The organism is Enterococcus sp. DIV2379 (genome assembly GCF_050542965.1).
In the GTDB taxonomy this organism is placed as follows: domain Bacteria; phylum Bacillota; class Bacilli; order Lactobacillales; family Enterococcaceae; genus Enterococcus_D; species Enterococcus_D entomosocium.
Genome location: NZ_CP172938.1, coordinates 2,758,534 through 2,775,186, shown reverse-complemented (window position 1 = coordinate 2,775,186; position 16,653 = coordinate 2,758,534). Strand labels below are relative to the sequence as shown.

Genomic DNA, 16,653 nt, shown 5'->3' with positions numbered 1-16,653 from the left:
TGCTATACTATAATCTTGGCGGTGATTTCTGTACTTGAAAAGCAAAGACAGCTACTATAAAATTCTTAGCTTAACAGCTGATGAGAGATGGTTAAACCGTCCTGAAATTATAAAAGAAGTTCAAGAAATAAGCTCAACAATCGCTGATGGCCGCGCTTCTCCTATGAACTATCAGGATGCCAATGGAATAGAAGTAATTGATCAAGAGAGCAATGTAAGGAAGTACGCAACAATAAACGAGTGTGTACTGAATGAAAAGCTTTGTAGGGCAACGATAACGAAACACATTAAGAACAGAAGCAAAGCAAAAGACGGAAGAACCTTTACTACCTTCTAATTTTTTTCATATTTGTATGCTATGTTATACTTAGATCTGCGTAATTAGACTTGCGCTGCCCGTTATTGAAGTTTCAGGCAGCGCTCTTTTTGGGGGATCGATAATGGAAGAAGAAAAAATATTTGAGAAACGCTGGCAGCTAGCATCAAGCGAACAAAGAGCAAGATATAATAATTTGATGTCCTCCTACCCTACTATAAATTGGACCTACAAAGAAAAGAAGTATTTGCTTTGGTTGTGCCAGTTAGATATAGATACCTTTGAAACATTTGAAGTGATCCTAGATAAAATTAAACAGAACTGATCAGAAACAAGCGAATCCTTCTCTCGGTTCGCTTGTTTTTCTATTTATTGGTTGTCATAGGGCAATTCTAAGCTCGATTGAAAGAAAACCGATGGATAATCCCCTTGTTTGTACCGATTTAGAATACATCGATGTACGTATTGCCATTGACTCCTATTAGTTACTGAAAAAAATTAAACAAGTCCCTCCCTCTTTACAGAACGAACATTAGTTCGTATAATGAACTGTGATAAAGGAGGGTTTTTTATGTATTTCGATTATCGTTTTGAACCCCGTGGCGATTACTTATGTATCGACTGTAAAAGTTTTTACAGCTCCGTGGAATGCGTAGAAAGAGGCTTAAACCCTTTGACGACCATGCTAGTCGTATTATCTGGATCTGATCGACCAGGTGGACTTGTCTTGGCCGCCTCTCCTGCCGCAAAAAAAGAATTAGGTATTTCCAACGTCACGAGAAAATATGAGCTACCGGATCATAAAGATTTGATTTGTGTGCCACCCCGAATGAACTTATATATCGAAACAAACATAAAAATCGTAAATATTATTCGTCGGTATGTTTCTGATGATGACATTCATGTTTATAGTATTGATGAACTCTTTGTACGCTTTGACAAAGTTAAAAACCTCTACGGCAATTGTCGTACAAAGCAATTCGCAAAAGCCTTAATGCAAAGGATACTCGAGGAAACGGGAATCTATACCACTGTTGGGATTGGCGATAATATGTTATTGGCCAAACTCGCATTGGATAATGCTGCAAAGAAGAATCCGGACATGATTGCAGAATGGCGTTATGAGGACGTCCCTACTACTGTTTGGAAAATCCAAAGTCTGACCGATTTCTGGGGCATTGGCCACCGTACAGCAAAAAATCTCTGGAAACGTGGGATCACTACTGTCGAAGAACTTGCAAATACCCCCCCTTCCAGACTGAAGGCCTCCATGGGTGTGATTGGGCTTCAATTGCACGCTCACGCAAACGGAATCGATCGTAGCGAGATTGATAAGAAATATAAAGTTCTAGAAAAGAGTATTTCTAATTCTCAAATCCTTATGAAAGATTATACAGATAAAAAAGAAGTAATGATTATCATCCGTGAAATGGCTGACTTGGTCGGATCAAGGTTGCGAAAAGAACATGCTCAAACCGAATCAATCGCCCTTTCTATTGGCTACTCCCATGGCTAGTTGTTACCAGGATTTTCGCATCAAATGAAAATTCCATCCACCTCAAATACTAAGTTAATAACCAACTATGCATTGAAGCTTTTTGATGAACATTATGAGGGATTTATGGTTCGATCAGTAGCTATTTCTTGTTCCAAATTAATGTATCAAACGGCTCCGCAATTAGATTTATTTGATGATGCGGAAAAACAAATACGACAAGAAAAATTGGACTACTTGTGTGACAGGATAAGAAGTAAGTACGGTTTTAAATCACTAGTGCATGCAAGTTCCTTACTTGATGGAGCTACAGCAATATCAAGATCTGCCAAAGTTGGAGGTCATTAGAGAGGAGGCGCAGCTATGGGATATGGTCAATAATATCACGATCGCGGAATGGTGAAGTGGGGAGGATTTTATCTTTCAGAACATACCGAAGCAATTGATGGAGAAAGAACTATTGAAAGAAGTAAACCAACTCAAAAGTTTCAGATGGATGTCAATGAGATCGCCGAAACTTTGAACCAGGCAACGCTCAAGAACAAATCAGTAACTATCCAAATTGAAGCTCGTGATCGAGATGGGAGCTACTTTACTGATATAGTTGGCCATATTGAGGAGCATGATGAACTAGGAATATATGTTGGTGGGACAAAGGTTGGCTATGATGAAATTAGGAATATTGAAATAATTACTAAAGTAAAGTGGTCAAGTACAAATGATATTTTGTAAAAATTTTTATTTTAATTTTATCACTAAAATAAAAATCCCTATGGCAATCAGGCACCAAGGGATTTTTTATTTTAATGACTACAAAGAGTACTTAATCTCAATCGGATATGGCTTAATTAAACCCAATGTTTGCATTGCAACGGCATAGTTGTTCGCAATACCCGTAGGTATGCTTTGATATCCTGAGAGTGCAAAATCATAAGTATCCGTCACAACGCCAACTCGTTTTACTGATCCATTAGCCTGTCTGACGAAAGAATAAGAATAATTAACTTTATTTAAGGCGTAGTGCTTATCACCTGTTGTAAACACGAAACTTCCGCTCACTGATAATGTTTTTTTGTTAGATCTTACCCAAGGTTTGTACTTACTAGAATAAAAATCATTTAAAATATCATCGCCAGTAATGACACTTTTAGCCCAAGCATTATTGTTAGAGACATGTTTTTTTGGAGCAGGGGATAAAAAGTTTGGAACTTCTGAATATTTCATATACATTGCAGTGTTTGGGTATCCTGCAGCTTTAACTGCTGCAATTCCAATATTCCAAGCGGATCTCGCCGCTTGAATTGGATCTACAGCCGCTCTAGCATTTTTTGAAGATGAACTAATTTTGTCATTATTAACAAGTTCTTCGGCTGACAAAATTGCTCTTTCTAAATCTTGAGGATCGACTGTTGCAGATCTAATAAAATCAGTTAAATTTTGATTCATTTCCTCAGAAGATACAACACCGCTCAGTTTGCAATTTTCAATTATTGCATTTATAACTTCTTCATTGCCTGCAGATTCTGAAACGTAATCATCAATTCTAGCTTGAACTTCTGGAAAAATTTCCAACTCACTATTTGGAATAAGTGGTTCAATCACCTCTGAGCCACCGATCGTAATAATTTCATCCAGAGAGTCTGCATTAGAAATAACTGGACTCGCAAAAAGTAAAAACATACCACCAAAAACTGTTATTGATCCGAACACTTTTTTTATCATATATAATCTCCTTAAGTTTATATTACTTAAAAAATTACTTGCTCCAATTAAAATCTCTTTTTTCCTTTAAGGGAATAGAGATTGATAATTCTTGCTGTAATTCTAAAAAGTCATTCATATTATCTCTTTCTAAAAGCTTTTCCGTCTCCATATCATATACATAGAAATTATCATCATAAGTTTTGATTACTACATATCGCTCATTCCAATTAAGTTGATCGACGCCTTCAACAATAATCTCCATTTCTTTGATTCGTTCATCTTTAACAAAATTACTAGTAGTTGCAGATGATTGTATAACATCGTATCTGTCATTAATATTTATTGTATAAGATGTGTTAGTAATCAAAGGGTTATCATTTTGATCTAGAAAACTACATCCTGATAAGAAAATGGCCGATAATAGTATAAATAAAGTAGTTTTAGTCATTTTCATTTAGGTCGCTCCTCAATTTACCACCAATAGGTATGATCATCTAATTAAAGTATAGCATAACGTTTTTTTTTAACAATATAATTACTTAAATAATGCACTTACAAAATTGTAAGCCACAACATTTATTCTAGTTTACATAATTAAAATCACCTCAAGAAGCCCGTCAAACTAGCACTTGACGGACTTTCTTTTTCGTCGTTTTTTCCAAAGTACTGTATGCCATTAAGTGCCATTTACCGATATGAATGTTCAGTAAATTCCTTTGCTTTTTCATTCAACTACTTGTTAAAATGTATCATTTATTGCAAAACTAATATATCTTATGAAAAAAATTGGGTAAAACTATTATTATAAGAGAATGATTAGTTCGTCTATTGTTCATTGATAATCGCATAAACCATTTTCTAAACTCTTTTCAGTATCTAAGTAGTAAGTAACTTTGTGAGCAAGAATTTCTAAGATTTGAAGGGGCGATAAGCACAAAGTAGTGATAAAGATATGAGATCTTTAGGCAAATAAACAGTTGTTTAAGATGATGATGTCCAAATAAGCGTCTCCCTGATAAACAGAGGAGCACTCCGATATATCTTTTTCAAAGTAATTAATAAAATGTTTTGAAGTGAAAAAAGAAAACCCTAAATTTTTCCGAAATACTTTTGTATCAATATTTAACTGCTTCTTATGTTTTGTTTATACTAGGTTAGACTTTGGATAATATTCTAAAGTAAAATTAGGAACTTGCCTTGCATGGATAAGCAAAAATAAAAACATAATTGACAAAATGTTATTCTGGCAATGATTTATTTAGTAGATATAATCAAAGAGCAAATAAGATTCTTATATAGTCAATAGAAAACTATTAAAAATGGGAGGACAATGATGATTAATGAATTTGATATCATGATAACTAAATCCGATTTAATTTCAATGGGATTTAAAAATAATCAGGCAACACAAATGCTAAGAGAAGCTAAACAATATTTAGTTAATGTTGAAGGAATATATCTATACAATAATAGGCAGATAAATGTTGTACCGGCAAGAATAATTGAAAAATTGTTTCACTTGAAAATTCGTAAATGACTGCTACAATCAAAACGAAAGGGTTTGCTAGGAGTATTCATTATGGGAAAAATAAAGAGTATTTATCAAGATAAAAAAACTAAAAAATGGTATTTCAGAGCATACTTAGGAAAGGATTCTAACGGAAAAAGAATACAAAAAACAAGGAGGGGGTTTTCGACTCAAAGAGAGGCGAAGATAGCATATGATAAATTTATGTTGTCCTATAATTTTAAAGAATCAAGTACGAATAAGAAAGAGCCATGTAAAGGCCATCTGACCTTTGAAGAGTTTTATAAAAATAGATTTGTTAAGTGGTATGAAAGACAAGTAAAGAGACAGACATTTGAGAATGCAAAATTCATATTTGAAAAGAAATTGATATTTTTCTATCATTATAGACTTATTGATATTACAGCAGAAATCATTGAGGATTGGATATTTGAATTAAGTCAAATGACATCAAGAAATTCAAGACTTAAAAGGGAAAAATCAGTCCTGTCAAAAAGCTATATTAATCGAATTCGTGGTCATTTGAAGATTGTAATGGACAGAGCTGAAAAAGAAGGATTCATTGAGAAAAATCCAGTTTTGGATGTTTCTTATTTATCTGTAGAAAACAAAAAAGTTAGTTTTTGGGAGTTAGATGATTTTAAAAAAGCCATAAGTTATTTCAATGGTAAGAGTCTTCAAAATGAACACAGAAAACTTGTTTTTGAACTATTATTTTATACAGGGTTAAGAATTGGTGAGCTTTCTGCACTTTCTTGGAGTAACGTGGATTTGAAAAAAAATCAGATTACAGTTGAAAAAACTTTAGTATACTCTAAAAAAGAAAGTTGGTATTTCTCAACGCCTAAAACGAAAAATGCATATCGTACAATTGCTATTGGGAAAATGTTATCAAGAAAATTAGAAGAATGGAAACAATTGCAGATGATGATAGGGTCCTTTGAGTTTGTTATCCAATTAGATGGAACATTTACTCCTCCATATTCTTTTGCAAATTGGCTGAAAGAAGCGGCCGTTAAGTCTAAAGTATCACCGATTAAATTGCATTCACTTAGACATTCGCATGTCGCATTCCTTATTGAACAAAATGTTCAACCATTAGCAATTATGGAAAGGATGGGACACTCTAATATTCAAATCACTTTGGGAACCTATGGACATCTATATGCAAAGTCTGATTGTCGAATAATTGATGCAATCGATGCTTTCCAAGTGTAGTTATTTTAAAAGAGAGTAAGATATATTATAGTTGTTGGTTTTCCAATTTTCTTCCAGTAAGCAAAAAAGCGTATAAAATCAAATGAAATTCTATGGTATTTTGTGTTGAAGATGTATCGGAAATAAGAGCCATAAGGACTTATAAACGTTGTTAAGGCAATGTTATAAGTCCTTTTTCTTTTTTCAGATCCTCAAAGAATTGCTGTAATTCTTCTTGCGTATATAAATCAACTTTCTTTTCTAATCATTCGACCGTCTCTGGCATGATCACTTGTTGCATTGGGTTATCTTTTTATAATGATATTGTTGATCGCATAATCAAAGACTTTTAACGCATATGCTTTGATTTATTGATAAATTACGACTTTTTTTATCCATTAATTTACTGCTTTTTGGCAAGTATGGGTATTGGTGGCTTCAATACTTAGACTGTCAATTTGTGGGAAAATTTGATTTTTAAAACATTTTTCGATATTTTCCAGTATTGTTGGTTTATCCGTATGTTGATGTTGCTTTAACCACATGTGATAAACTTCTTCAAAACGATAGCTTTTATTCCGACCATAGGTAGTCATATAAGTGCAATTGCTGATAGAGATAGAGAATTTCTCCTTGAACGAATGAGGCATTAATAAGTATAAGCTCCACTATTCCGGTGGGGAAATCAACGTCTATTTTAATCATTTTTTAAGGGGATGATCGAATGGGATTTTTTTCAACTGAAAAGACGAGGCTGTCGGCAATATAGTGAATTTTTTGAAGGAAACGACAATAATTGGGGTGGCAATAACCACACGCTTTAATGATCATCGTGCGTTCCAAAATGGTCAGTTTTTGGTACTACCCGAAAGGGTCGCAACAGTTTGTCATTTACAACAAATTGATGGAATAGGCAGATAAAGGCAATGATGTTAGCGAAATTGATGACTGGATAGGGGTCTAGTCACGTCTGAGAGGGGAAAAAGCTAACCTGATTGTGGAAAAAAATTCACTGACGCCGATTGAAAAGAGATAGAGCAATACGTTCGAGAGCAACAAAATATTGAATTTTGGGAACAATAATAAATAAAACGCAAACCGTGCAAAAGTATAGATATCATACTTTCGCACGGTTGTTTAGAGAACAGTAATTAATTTTTAATTTGGTTTCCTGTAGACAAGAATAATACACACTCTATCAATTAGAGGAAAAGAAACTGTATAGTTCAGGACGTATAGCCAAAGCTTGACTCATAGGTCCTTGTTTATCAAGTGTTGTAGTTATTCCAACGATCGAAGAGTTTTGAATGATGGGAGCGCCAATGGAGCCTTGCGAAACAGTGACGTCATGGAAAATTAACTCTGGTGTGTTGATCGCAAATGTTTGATTTCCCCACATAATCTGTTGCATAAGATTACCAGTATAACTTACAACATGAGACAAAACCGCTCCTTCTGTCGGTACAGCATAGTTTAACCGACCTGCTAAATGCTCTGATGGTGTATTCATCGTGATATAACCCATGTCATATCGTGGATCTGCTGAGTTGATCCATCCATTCATTGAAGTAAAACTGATTCCAGCATTCATTCCAGAGTATGGATCATCTGTTAGCGTTCCTCGCCCATCTTGGCTCGCGATCCATATTGTACTTATGATAGGCCAGCCTTTAAAGTCTTCCTGAGCATAGACCATACTTCCAGCTGTAACAAATCGATCTCGATCTATCAAAGCACCTGTCCCTTGCTTCATATAGAGTGAAGATCCATCAAGGAAATGGGTTTCAAGATATCCGCATTGCTTATAAGGGGATATGGTAGGGTCTGCCTTTATACGATTGTCTTCACCCAATACGATTGTCGGTGTTTTAGAAATCGGGTGTGTTTTGTCATCCGTAATGAATCCTTCAAATGAAATATCTAGATTACCAGTGAAACGACGCATATATTCTGCCATATCTTCTGCTCTTTCAATAGGTGTATTCCCACTAGGCATGTAATCAATTTCAGTCTCATAAGTTATTTTTTCATCTAGGTCATTGTCAAAGCCTTCTGCAGTTGCTACACTTGAATGAACAAATAATACAATGGGGATAATAAAAATACTCAACAAAAATTTGAGATTCTTCATTTTTTAATCTCCTTCTTCATAGTTTGACTTTGTTAATTACGTAAGTTGCTCAAAATTTCGAGTGACTGTATCAATGTTAAATTTGAAAAATGAATAGCTAAAACCTTGAAATAACTGTCCATGGAAATTGTTAATAAACTGAGTAACAATGCATTGTTTGGTTGTGGTGTTAGTTAAGAAACGCTCTTTAGTCAGTAAATCTAGTACCATAAACAAATAATGTATTTAAAGTTGTAAAAGAATAGTTTCTATTTATTAGAATCTTTCTTTGTTATTCGTATCTTACTAACTCAATTCCCATCGTCCCAGAGTTTCCTTTCATACTCTCTATTGGGTTTCCCCTAGTCAGAAACAGATGCTTTGCATCAATTTCTTTCATCCCATAAGAAACAGTCTGTTCCTTGTTTACAGATCCAATCAGTAATTTTTCATCAAAACTGATTCCTGTAATATACCCATTATATATAGAGCCATTAACCTCAACGATTAGAAAATGATTGGTAACATTGATCGTATAATAAGTTATCTCATCATCTTCGGTATAGAGCCATGTACCATTAAAAAAGGCGAGTGCTTCCAGTTCATCTTCTGACAATGTCAAATACTCGATCTTCTTTTCTTGATAAGACCAAGTAGCATATACGATACCTAGGATTAATATCAAGAAACATAACGAGTAAATTTTTCTGTTTTTCATATATGCTCTCCTTAAAAAAAGTTTATCAAATATCGAACATCAAAGATTCACATAAACAGATCTTTTCTTTCCTAATCGCTCAAGAGACTTTGTCAGTAGTGCCAAGAAAATAGGCCGGAATCTTGTTTCCATACTGATCCATGGGTTGAAATCAACTGACTATCAGGATTTAAAAGGTCGTATCCATAGCTTGCGGTACTCCATGGGTTCCATACTGAAATAGTTCTATAAAAATCAAAATTCGCATATCCTCTGACGACAAAAGCGTGTCTACCTTTTTTATAGTTTGAGCTTTGTCCTTCGGCAGAGACCCAATAGGGACGATTCGCATTGATTTCAGTAACAGTTTCCGTTACTGTTGCTACACCCCATCTATCTGTTATACCGCGGAACCCATGACTGGTTGCATAGCTAATACACTGAGCATTTGAAGCTGATTGGTTCGGTAAATTAGATGAATTAGGGTGCAGTGAACGCATCATTTGTTCAGCTGTCGGGGTTCTATTTTTTGTGTGATATCGAATAATTGATGTGGTAGCATAAGCGGCACACCAATTAGTTTGTCCTTGATTTTCCAAAAAATCTAAATGTAAATAATGCTGCCCTTGTGATCTTAATGATCTTTGCGTAGTTTTATTTGTAATAGGCAAAGTAAAGATAAGAGTGTCTTCGTATTCTTCTGTAAGTTCTTGATAGTCGAATTCATCCCATCTTAAATCACTTGGGGTGGTTACTCCTTCGGAGACCGGTGAATCATAGAACAGAGAAACTATTGAATCCTCATCGACTAAGTATAAATCAGCGTTTTTTTGTAGAAAGCCGACTCGCTCACTGTTTTCATTTTCGCCACTGAAGAAATCTGTTAACTCATCAATTAAATGTCCCGACATATTTGTTTCCCACTGATCAATATAAGAGTCGAAGTAACAAAAAATGGTTTTAATCAGTTCGTCTTGATGATACAAAGGAAAATAGTAATATGTTTCTTTTACATCATCGTCATAAACAGAAAATGGCATTCCCAGAGCTTTATCACCTGACGGTATTCCATCATCATTCAATAATATACTGTCAAAATAAATTAATCTCCCCTTGACTAGATCAATTAACTCCTCGGGAACCTCTTCTGATAAAAGTGTTGTATTATTTTCATTGTTCTGACCAACTGTGTCTTCCGCGTAAACGACATTAGTACCAAAAACGATAATAGCTATAGATAATAATGAAATAACTATTTTTTTTAAGTTTTTTCTTAACATAATGATTCTCTCCCTAATTAAACTAAAATAAACTTAAGCATCATCCATTAATTCCGTTCCGCAGTGGCCATCCTTCTGTTTCTTATTCACATATCACTCCTTTCGTGATTAATCTTCAGTACTGTTTAATTGTATAATATATCACAAATTTAAGCAAACGCTTTCATAATTTTGCAGAATAAAGACGTATATACGATAGTTTTTCTAAGGTGAATAAAAGAAGAGTTTTATTATCTAGTAGTCACTGTACAAAAAAGATTTACATAAATTATTTTTGGATGCTATTTTGAATTCTATTTGCTAGAAATTGACTGCAAATTATTGATATTTTATTTGTTCACCTTCTCTTAAAAAGCTTTATTCGACAATGTTTAATCGAAATGTTAGTTCGGATTTTAGTCGAAGATGTATCGGAAATAAGCAAACTGCCATTAAGCAAGGAATGGATCCTGTTTAATGGCAGTTTTTTATAATTTACTATGACATATCAAAGGAACCTCTAAGAATATGTATTAGAAAAGCAAATTTATAGAGAATAAACCTGCAATTTTTTCAATAATTAGAAAAAACCAGCCTCGTATTGTTCAAAATGTTTCAAAAACCACTTGACCTAAAGTCAACTCTAGGTGGTATCTTTTTAGATAGAAGAAATGAGCAGCGATTGTTGAAACTCAGAAAAATCACGATTCCCCTTTAGAATAACTTGCTATTTCTCGGTTTAACAGGAATTCTAAAAAGAGCGTCTAGCTCCGATTGCCGCATTTTTTTATTCCAGAGAACGATCTACTCATTTCGACTTCGTGTCTTTTTCCTTGTGAGTAAACACACGAATTATTCAAACATTTCTACAGGAGGTACGTACATGTTATTAGAAAAAATCAAAAGCCCTAAAGAGTTAAAAGAATTGACCAGTGGGCAACTTCAAGAACTGGTAGTAGAAGCACGAACTGCTTTATTGGAAAAAATCAGTCACCATGGGGGGCATAATGGCCCCAATCTGGGGATGGTTGAGATGACGATCGCGTTGCATAAAGTCTTTGATTCTCCCACAGATAAGCTGATTTTTGATGTGTCTCATCAGACTTATATCCATAAAATGCTGACAGGACGCGCCCATGCCTTTCTTGATGCTTCGCAGTATGATGCGGTTTCTGGTTACACAAATCCGAAAGAAAGCGAGCACGATCTCTTTACGGTCGGTCATACCTCCACCTCAGTTTCGTTGGCAAATGGTGTGGCGAAAGCCCGTGACCTAAAAAATGAAACGTATAACGTCGTTGCCGTGATTGGCGATGGTTCTCTATCAGGCGGTTTAGCGTTTGAAGGCTTGAACAATATCGTGGAATTAGGCACCAATACCATCGTGATCCTCAACGACAATGACCAATCGATTGCAGAAAACCATGGGGGGATGTACCAGAATTTGCGGGCATTGCGGGAAACCAAGGGACAAGCAGCAGACAATCTGTTCAAAGCGATTGGTTTTGAGTACCACTATTTGGATGAAGGAAATGATCTCGCTGCCTTGATCGCTTTATTTGAAAAAGTGAAAGACATTGATCATCCTGTTTTATTACACATTCATACGATCAAAGGCAAAGGCTTCAAGTTTGCGGAAGAAAATCGTGAAAAGTTTCATGCAGGCGGTCCCTTTCGTTTAGAAACCGGCGAATATATTTCTGCTGGCGGCAATCAAGTAACGTACAATAGCTTAACGACGGATTATTTATTAGAAAAAATGGCGACAGATCCTAAAGTCGTGGCAGTAAACGCTGGTACACCGATGCTGCTTTTTTCTCCAGAACAACGAGAAAAAGCAGGCAAACAATTTGTAGATGTAGGTATTGCAGAAGAACATGCGGTATCGATGGTTGCTGGGTTAGCAAAAAATGGCGCGAAACCTATCTGGGTCGTTTTTTCTACCTTTATGCAACGTAGTTTTGACCAAATCTCCCATGATTTAGCCTTAAATCATCTGCCTGGAACGATTTTGGTATACGGTGCATCGATCCACGGCATGAATGACGAGAGCCATTTGGGAATTTTTGATATTCCATTTTTGGCACATATTCCCAACCTTATTTATCTTGCGCCAACCTCTAAAGAAGAATATCTGGCAATGTTGGATTGGTCGCTGGAACAAGCCAACGCTCCGGTTGCGATCCGGGTACCGGTTGGACCTGTCAACGAAACGGTAAGAGCAGCCTCTACTGACTATAGCGATCAAAAAAATGAGGTGACTCAAGCTGGCACGCAGGTAGCTATCGTCGGTGTTGGAAACTTTTATGCGCTAGCAGAAGAGATCGCAGAACAATTGAAAATGCAACATGGAATTACGCCAACGGTGATCAATCCTAAGTTTATTTCAGAGGTCGACAAAGAGTTGCTGGATGCTGTGGCACGATCGCACAAACTCGTTGTCACGTTGGAAGACGGCATACGAGAGGGCGGCTATGGACAAATGATTGCCAGCTATCTTGGTGATCGTGAGATTGCCGTCAAAAACTATGGCTTAGAAAAGAAATTTTATGATAATTACCGGGCAGCAGACGTTTTATCTGAACTTGGTATCACTGCTGAGGAAATTACGAAAGATGTCATAGAACAGCTGCAGAAATAAGTTCTCTTAGGGTGTCTTGTGTAGCTGATAGGATTGTTAAAAAATGAATGATCGAAGGAAACCTTGCAGAAAAACAGACTGCAAGGTTTTTTTGCAAACAATCGGTGACGATTTGCAGCAAAATACAGAAGACCAATGCTTTTCAAGCATGAAGCCCAAGCGCGTTAAGCATTGGTCAACGAGGACAATCTAGCGAATAATAAGGTAATGAAAGGATCACTTTGTCATCTTGGGCTATTGGGTTCAGAGACAAGGAAGAAAAGGTGTTTTTAAGGAAAGGGGTAATTATGAAATTTTTTTCTATGAAGTTGTTGGCACTGTTGTCAGTGGCAATGGTCGTCTATTCGGCACCGGCGATCTCTGCCAATGTCCCAGCGATTGCGGCAAGCTTTCCAGAAGTTGATGCGGTCTACATTGGGTTACTGACCACGATTCCATCATTGTTTCTTTTACTGGGGATTTTTACTACCAGCATGATCGAAAAAAGGATCGGCAAAAAATACACGATGGTCACCGGCTTGGTCATTGTGGCAGTTTTTGGCACGCTGCCGGCATGGTATCAGGGAAGCTTTCCCGTCTTGTTTCTTTCGCGCGCGATTCTTGGCTTTGGGATCGGCTTATTCAATCGTTTGGCGCTTCAAATGATTAGTTTGTTGTTTCAAAATGAGCCGCAAAAGAAAGCCAAGGCCCTTGGGTTAGAAAGTGCCGTCGGTGGTTTAGGCGGTATCTTTATGACTTTGCTGGTAGGGCAGCTAGTGAAGATCAGTTGGGAGATCTCTTTCTTCGTTTATGGCTTTGCCTTGATCAGTCTCTTTTTTGTTCAGGTATTTATTCCCAACGAAACAAAAGCGACCACCGATGCGGCTCTGATAGCGAACGTCACGGTTTCAACAGAACGGAAACAAAAGTCATTTGTTTTGGGTGTGCTCTTGTTTCTGATCGTTGTCTTGTTTATCAACTACAATCTGCAGATCACCCCGTTGTTGTTGGAAAAAGGAATCGGTGATGCGACCGATGGCAGTAACATGATCGCCGCCATTGCGACGGGGGCATTTATCGCCGGCAATGCCTTTGGCTTGATATACAGCCGCCTACATCGCTGGTTGCTGCCCGTTGCGGCATTGCTTGCAGGAAGCAGCATCTATTTGACCTATCCCTTGCAGACGGTGGGGCTGCTCTTGGGTTGTTCTTTACTACTAGGCTTTGCCTTTCGCAATATCATGCCTTTTTTCACCCACTTGCTGACGACTGGTGGTGAAGCGGAAGCTAAGTTTGGCACGATCGTCTCGATCGTTGCTTACAATTTAGGAGTCACGTTAGCACCTTATGCATCACGCTTACTGATACTAGTCAGCGGCAATGAAACAGCAGGGATGCAGATGATCCTATCAGGGGGCTTGTTGGTTATGATTGGGATTGTGTCAGTGATCAGCAATCGCTATTTTCTTTATTTCGAGCGGGGAACTGCTGAAGAACTTGGGTAGCTGTTTTTAAAAGATTGAATGAAAAACTCTCTTACGATCGTCAATGTAAGAGAGTCTTTTTTTTAAGCAAATCTTTTCATCGGCTTGCTATTTTTTCCCTGCAAAATGCGTAAAACGGACAAACTGATTTTGGGCTTCTTCTTGTAAAAATTCTTTTGGTGTCAGCTGAAATTCTTGTTTAAAGCAGCGTAAAAAATGGGTATAGGAGTTGAAGCCGCAAGCTTCGAACGTGGCGGTGGCGCTTCTGGTTTTACGTAAAATTTCTTTGCTCTTTAAGAGTCGTTTCTTTACCACATAGGCATGAAAGGCGACGCCAGTTTCTTTTTTGAAGGTCCTTGAAAGCGAGTATGGGCTCATGAAAAGGGCTTTGGCGACGGTCTCTAAGGAGAGATCAGCGGTCAAATGCTGATTGATATAGGTAATAGCAGCCAAAATGTCTTTATTTTTATAGAGTGAGTCGGATAAAAATAGCGGTTCTCTTTCCTGATAGGCAATCGTATTGATGGAAATCAAAAACGCAATCAAATGATTTTGATAAAGTAAGTCGGTGCCATAATTGCTATCCGTTTTTTTGCGTAAAGGACGCAATAGCTGGTCTAGTTGGTCGGCATCGATCGATAAAATACGACTGTTGATGCCGCCGTTGCTACGAAAACAGGCAGTGAGATCTGTTTGGGTAGTGGAGAGGGCAGCGAGATAACTAGGATTGATATACAGGTAGGTTCGCTCGAAAAAATCAGAAGTTTGATGAACGATTCGATGCAAGACGTTTGGAGGAATCAAGATGATCGTACCAGGTTCTAGAGGGAATTCTCCGCCATCGATAAAGAAGACCGCTGATCCTTTTAAGGTACAGTGAATCTCATAAAAACTATGGTAATGATAAAGGGTATTGTTTTCTTCTACGATGTCTTTGATATGAAAGGCCTCAAAACGATCGTTGATCATCGTATCCGCACTTTGCTTCTCCATGATTGGCTCCTTTCGTACTCGTTTGTTTTTATCATACAAGAATAGATAGTAAAGTGTCAATAACTGCTATTTTTGTGTAAATGTAAGCGTGTTACGATCAATCTATCAAAGAGAAATGAGAGGATGAACCCAATGGTGATTTTAGAACAGTTATTTGTGGAAAAACGTGTTGTAGAAGAAAAAATTGATCGCATGATCGAAAATTTAACGACGATCAAGGATGATAATGGCGAATTTCTATTAGACTTTGACGGCTTGATCGTTGATGATAAAAGCTGGGGGATTTGGAACTGGCCGCAAGGGGTGGGACTATACGGCATTTATAAAAACTACCAAATCACCAAAAATCCCAAAGCGCTCCAAGTTGTGGAAGAATGGTTTGAGCAGCGGATGTTAGAAGGCGCGCCGCCTAAAAATGTCAACACGATGGCGCCGCTTTTGGCAATGGCGTATCTTTATGAAGACACCAAAGATTCTCGTTACTTGCCGTACCTTGAACAATGGGCGGAATGGGTCATGCATGATATGCCGCGAACCGATGAAAATGGTCTGCAGCATGCGACCTATGGACCAGAAAATCGCAACCAGCTTTGGGACGATACCTTGATGATGACCGCTTTGCCTTTGGCGAAAATTGGCATGTTGCTGAATCGTCCGGCCTATATCGAAGAAGCAAAACAACAATTTATGATCCATATCAAATACTTAGTTGATAAAAAAACTGGTCTTTGGTTCCACGGCTGGACCTTTGAAGAACGCCACAATTATGCGCAAGCGCTTTGGGCAAGAGGCAACTGCTGGATCACCATTGCGATTCCTGAGATCATTGACATTCTCGACTTGCAAGAAGGAGATGCGTTACGAGGCTTCTTGATCAATACCCTCTTAGACCAACTAGCTGCCTTGCAAGAAATGCAAGATGAAAGTGGTTTGTGGCACACCTTGTTAGATGATCCTAGCTCGTATGTGGAGGCTTCTGCGACGGCTGGTTTTGCCTATGGGATTTTAAAAGCCGTTCATAAGCGTTACATTGACAAAGCTTGGGAAGATGTTGCCTATAAAGCGTTAGCCGGTTTGATCGAACAAGTCGCAGAAGATGGAGAAGTCCAAAATGTTTCCATCGGTACTGGAATGGGAGAAGACTTGGAGTACTACAAAAACATCGCGATTACAGCAATGCCTTACGGGCAATCACTGACAGTTTTAGCATTTACTGAACTATTGGTTTCATTTTGTTAAGTTAAACACCT

The 16,653-nt window shown here is 37.3% G+C and carries 15 protein-coding genes and 1 pseudogene; 9 read left to right on the top strand and 7 right to left on the bottom strand.

Translation table 11 applies throughout. From position 1 onward, the window contains the following. Positions 1 to 34 precede the first annotated feature (34 nt). From IGI92_RS12725 to IGI92_RS12710, 4 genes and pseudogenes are all read left to right on the top strand, one after another. The gene (locus IGI92_RS12725; RefSeq protein ID WP_301405372.1) at positions 35 to 337 is read left to right on the top strand and encodes a hypothetical protein; all 303 of its coding nucleotides are present in this window, start codon (positions 35 to 37) and stop codon (positions 335 to 337) included. 103 nt (positions 338 to 440) lie between these two features. Continuing rightward, positions 441 to 641: a hypothetical protein gene (locus IGI92_RS12720; protein WP_062806333.1), complete on the top strand. Its 201-nt coding sequence runs from the start codon at positions 441 to 443 to the stop codon at positions 639 to 641. Positions 642 to 887: 246 nt separating this feature from the next. Continuing rightward, positions 888 to 2,159: pseudogene (locus IGI92_RS12715) on the top strand (Y-family DNA polymerase). A gap of 48 nt (positions 2,160 to 2,207) precedes the next feature. Then, entirely contained in the window at positions 2,208 to 2,543 is a 336-nt protein-coding gene (locus IGI92_RS12710; RefSeq protein WP_301405376.1) for a hypothetical protein, read from the top strand. Positions 2,544 to 2,621: 78 nt separating this feature from the next. On the opposite strand, the gene IGI92_RS12705 is transcribed toward IGI92_RS12710, so the two are convergent. Further along, positions 2,622 to 3,533: a hypothetical protein gene (locus IGI92_RS12705; protein ID WP_301405377.1), complete on the bottom strand. Its 912-nt coding sequence runs from the start codon at positions 3,531 to 3,533 to the stop codon at positions 2,622 to 2,624. 34 nt (positions 3,534 to 3,567) lie between these two features. Further along, positions 3,568 to 3,969 (bottom strand): hypothetical protein, encoded by a 402-nt coding sequence (locus tag IGI92_RS12700; RefSeq protein WP_301405378.1) that lies wholly within the window; start codon positions 3,967 to 3,969, stop codon positions 3,568 to 3,570. Between the two features lie 879 nt (positions 3,970 to 4,848). On the opposite strand from IGI92_RS12700, the gene IGI92_RS12695 reads away from it, so the two are divergent. Both IGI92_RS12695 and IGI92_RS12690 read left to right on the top strand, forming a co-directional pair. Continuing rightward, positions 4,849 to 5,052, top strand: coding sequence for a DUF3173 family protein (locus IGI92_RS12695; RefSeq protein ID WP_140966738.1), 204 nt, complete (start codon positions 4,849 to 4,851; stop codon positions 5,050 to 5,052). A 42-nt stretch (positions 5,053 to 5,094) separates the two neighbouring features. Further along, a complete protein-coding gene (locus tag IGI92_RS12690; protein WP_301389881.1) occupies positions 5,095 to 6,261 on the top strand; it encodes a tyrosine-type recombinase/integrase in 1,167 nt (388 codons plus the stop codon). A 377-nt stretch (positions 6,262 to 6,638) separates the two neighbouring features. On the opposite strand, the gene IGI92_RS12685 is transcribed toward IGI92_RS12690, so the two are convergent. The 4 genes from IGI92_RS12685 to IGI92_RS12670 all read right to left on the bottom strand — a co-directional run bounded on the left by IGI92_RS12685 (position 6,639) and on the right by IGI92_RS12670 (position 10,327). Further along, positions 6,639 to 6,836, bottom strand: coding sequence for a hypothetical protein (locus IGI92_RS12685; protein WP_400449812.1), 198 nt, complete (start codon positions 6,834 to 6,836; stop codon positions 6,639 to 6,641). A 602-nt stretch (positions 6,837 to 7,438) separates the two neighbouring features. Beyond that, positions 7,439 to 8,371 carry a trypsin-like serine peptidase gene (locus tag IGI92_RS12680; protein ID WP_301389880.1) on the bottom strand — a complete coding sequence of 311 codons (933 nt, stop codon included), beginning with the start codon at positions 8,369 to 8,371 and terminating at the stop codon, positions 7,439 to 7,441. Positions 8,372 to 8,642: 271 nt separating this feature from the next. Beyond that, positions 8,643 to 9,068, bottom strand: a complete 426-nt coding sequence (locus IGI92_RS12675; protein WP_301389879.1) for a hypothetical protein — start codon at positions 9,066 to 9,068, stop codon at positions 8,643 to 8,645. A gap of 92 nt (positions 9,069 to 9,160) precedes the next feature. Continuing rightward, positions 9,161 to 10,327: a C47 family peptidase gene (locus IGI92_RS12670; protein WP_301389878.1), complete on the bottom strand. Its 1,167-nt coding sequence runs from the start codon at positions 10,325 to 10,327 to the stop codon at positions 9,161 to 9,163. Between the two features lie 862 nt (positions 10,328 to 11,189). Between IGI92_RS12670 and IGI92_RS12665 the strand changes: the two genes are divergently transcribed. Beyond that, positions 11,190 to 12,947: a 1-deoxy-D-xylulose-5-phosphate synthase gene (locus tag IGI92_RS12665; RefSeq protein WP_301388804.1), complete on the top strand. Its 1,758-nt coding sequence runs from the start codon at positions 11,190 to 11,192 to the stop codon at positions 12,945 to 12,947. Between the two features lie 287 nt (positions 12,948 to 13,234). Then, a complete protein-coding gene (locus IGI92_RS12660; RefSeq protein WP_301388802.1) occupies positions 13,235 to 14,431 on the top strand; it encodes an MFS transporter in 1,197 nt (398 codons plus the stop codon). Between the two features lie 87 nt (positions 14,432 to 14,518). On the opposite strand, the gene IGI92_RS12655 is transcribed toward IGI92_RS12660, so the two are convergent. After that, the gene (locus IGI92_RS12655) at positions 14,519 to 15,403 is read right to left on the bottom strand and encodes an AraC family transcriptional regulator (RefSeq protein WP_400449808.1); all 885 of its coding nucleotides are present in this window, start codon (positions 15,401 to 15,403) and stop codon (positions 14,519 to 14,521) included. A gap of 132 nt (positions 15,404 to 15,535) precedes the next feature. On the opposite strand from IGI92_RS12655, the gene IGI92_RS12650 reads away from it, so the two are divergent. Continuing rightward, positions 15,536 to 16,642 carry a glycoside hydrolase family 88/105 protein gene (locus IGI92_RS12650; protein WP_008380741.1) on the top strand — a complete coding sequence of 369 codons (1,107 nt, stop codon included), beginning with the start codon at positions 15,536 to 15,538 and terminating at the stop codon, positions 16,640 to 16,642. Positions 16,643 to 16,653 lie beyond the last annotated feature (11 nt).

Bases quoted from the DNA above. Each gene is read 5' to 3' on its own strand.
- IGI92_RS12665 (WP_301388804.1), top strand. From the start codon at position 11,190: ATGTTATTAGAAAAAATCAAAAGCCCTAAAGAGTTAAAAGAATTGACC.
- IGI92_RS12650 (WP_008380741.1), top strand. From the start codon at position 15,536: ATGGTGATTTTAGAACAGTTATTTGTGGAAAAACGTGTTGTAGAAGAA.
- IGI92_RS12695 (WP_140966738.1), top strand. From the start codon at position 4,849: ATGATTAATGAATTTGATATCATGATAACTAAATCCGATTTAATTTCA.
- IGI92_RS12685 (WP_400449812.1), bottom strand. From the start codon at position 6,836: ATGACTACCTATGGTCGGAATAAAAGCTATCGTTTTGAAGAAGTTTAT.
- IGI92_RS12660 (WP_301388802.1), top strand. From the start codon at position 13,235: ATGAAATTTTTTTCTATGAAGTTGTTGGCACTGTTGTCAGTGGCAATG.
- IGI92_RS12700 (WP_301405378.1), bottom strand. From the start codon at position 3,969: ATGAAAATGACTAAAACTACTTTATTTATACTATTATCGGCCATTTTC.
- IGI92_RS12680 (WP_301389880.1), bottom strand. From the start codon at position 8,371: ATGAAGAATCTCAAATTTTTGTTGAGTATTTTTATTATCCCCATTGTA.
- IGI92_RS12655 (WP_400449808.1), bottom strand. From the start codon at position 15,403: ATGGAGAAGCAAAGTGCGGATACGATGATCAACGATCGTTTTGAGGCC.
- IGI92_RS12675 (WP_301389879.1), bottom strand. From the start codon at position 9,068: ATGAAAAACAGAAAAATTTACTCGTTATGTTTCTTGATATTAATCCTA.
- IGI92_RS12710 (WP_301405376.1), top strand. From the start codon at position 2,208: ATGGTGAAGTGGGGAGGATTTTATCTTTCAGAACATACCGAAGCAATT.
- IGI92_RS12670 (WP_301389878.1), bottom strand. From the start codon at position 10,327: ATGTTAAGAAAAAACTTAAAAAAAATAGTTATTTCATTATTATCTATA.
- IGI92_RS12690 (WP_301389881.1), top strand. From the start codon at position 5,095: ATGGGAAAAATAAAGAGTATTTATCAAGATAAAAAAACTAAAAAATGG.
- IGI92_RS12705 (WP_301405377.1), bottom strand. From the start codon at position 3,533: ATGATAAAAAAAGTGTTCGGATCAATAACAGTTTTTGGTGGTATGTTT.
- IGI92_RS12720 (WP_062806333.1), top strand. From the start codon at position 441: ATGGAAGAAGAAAAAATATTTGAGAAACGCTGGCAGCTAGCATCAAGC.